Origin of the sequence: Actinomadura sp. CNU-125 (assembly GCF_001942465.1) — a bacterium.
Lineage (GTDB): Bacteria > Actinomycetota > Actinomycetes > Streptosporangiales > Streptosporangiaceae > Spirillospora.
In genome coordinates this window covers 1-1260 of the sequence record NZ_MKJY01000541.1, presented here as the reverse complement: position 1 = coordinate 1260, position 1260 = coordinate 1, and the positions used below count along the sequence as shown (strand labels likewise).

The following is a 1260-nucleotide window of genomic DNA, read 5'->3' as shown; positions in this document are numbered from 1 at the left end:
TTGTCCTGGGCGAACCGGTCCCACACCACCACCCCCGAGGAGTAGGCGTTCAGCCCGTACAGCACGGGGGTGTCGGCGAGGCGGGGTTGCAGGTCGGGTGAGGTGAACGGGAACGCCGCCGCGAGTGCGGCGGTGTCGATCGACCGCCGGACCTTCACCGTGTCGCTCCCCAACGGCAGCGTGGTGGCCCACCCCTGGAGCGCTCGGAAGGTGGTGGGCTGGGCGTCCAGCAGCAGCGACGCCGCAAGCGCCCGCACCCGTGCCGTCTCCGCTTCGAGTTGCTCGTGGTCGAAGGCGTGGACGGTCAGGTACAGCCCGACACGGAACAACCTGCCATGGCCTCGGGCCAGGGACGCGGCGAGTTCGGCGGCGTCGTCGGCGGCGGCTTCGGCCGCGAAGTCGGCCAGCCTCCCGTGCTGGGCGTCGGCGCGGGACGCCGATTCCAGGCGGGCGAGCTGGCGGCGGAGCCGCTGCGCGGCGATCAACGGCGGAATCGGTTCGATGTGCAGGGACACGTCGAGGCGTCCGGGGTGGGTGAGCAGCGGCTCCAGCCACCCGGCACCGACCTCGCGGGGATAACCGGCCACCGCGAACGACGCACACACCCCGCCGGGCAGTTCAAGGGTCTTGGCGTTCACCCGCAACGCCGACGGCCCGACACCGGCCAAGCCGTCCCCGGGATCAAGGCCGGTGCCGCTTTCCGACTTGCCGGACGTCGATGTCAAGGTCTGCTTAAGGGCGTTAAGCATGCGTCGCATCGTGAGCCTCCTGGGCAGTGATCACGTCGTTTGGGCCGGAGTTGTCCACAGGCTGTGACTCGCCTGGGGACAACGCCTCGGCCAGTACGGCGGTGCAGGCATCGGCGTCCAGAACCTCGGCGGTGATACCGAGCGCGATGAGGGCGTACACGGCCTCCTCCGCGCGCCGTAGTGCCACCGCAGCACCCGCATCCCTCGCGGCGCGCTCCCGTCGGCCTTTGAGCCACGGCAGCGCGCCGGCCGACGGTGGCACTTGGGTGCTGTCGCTGATCACGATGAGGACCTGGCGGACCAGCAGGTCGTGCGCGGCGCCCAGATCGGTGAGGAACGCGGCGTGATCTTCGGCGGCTTGTTCCAGCGCGGGGTCGGGTAGTTCGGGTGCGAGCCGGGCGAGGTGGTCGGCCAGGCCGGTGAGGTCGACCGGGCGGGCCTGCACCAGAATCTGCACGGGCGCGTCCAGGGAGTTCAGCCACCGCCCGAACACGCCGACCAGCGAAGCCTG

At 71.0% G+C, this 1260-nt stretch carries 1 protein-coding gene and 1 pseudogene; both read right to left on the bottom strand.

The window, feature by feature from the left end; genetic code table 11:
- Positions 1-725 (bottom strand): SCO6880 family protein (locus tag BJF79_RS40010; protein WP_316043538.1); only part of this gene is annotated, 725 nt, incomplete at its 3' end.
- Positions 726-741: 16 nt separating this feature from the next.
- Positions 742-1260 (bottom strand): annotated as a pseudogene (locus BJF79_RS56550) (hypothetical protein); the annotation flags it as partial.